This is a genomic window from Belnapia sp. AC561, from assembly GCF_979252845.1.
The window spans coordinates 1-265 of record NZ_CEEDBP010000260.1 but is presented as its reverse complement, the minus strand read 5'-3'; the positions used below and the strand labels follow the sequence as shown (position 1 = coordinate 265).

The following is a 265-nucleotide window of genomic DNA, read 5'->3' as shown; positions in this document are numbered from 1 at the left end:
AGTCAATCCCGGCCGCGTTAACATCAACAGGGATTTTACCAACTGCCTGCGTAGCATCTGTCATAAATAATGCACCGTACCTGTGTGCAATAGCAGAGATTTCTTTAACCGGTTGGATAACGCCAATTTCGTTATTACCGTACATTATCGACACTAAAATCGTTTCAGGAGTCATTGCAGCTTCTAACGCAGCTAAATCAATTAAACCATCTTCTTTAACGCCAAGGTAAGTAACTCTAGCACCGTTTTTTTCAAGGTGTTTACA

1 protein-coding gene is annotated in these 265 nt (G+C 41.1%); it reads right to left on the bottom strand.

The genetic code is table 11. The annotated features are described in order from the left end of the window. Positions 1 to 265: aminotransferase class V-fold PLP-dependent enzyme (locus tag AC0IW9_RS31000; protein WP_471652141.1), on the bottom strand; the 265-nt coding region annotated here is incomplete at both ends.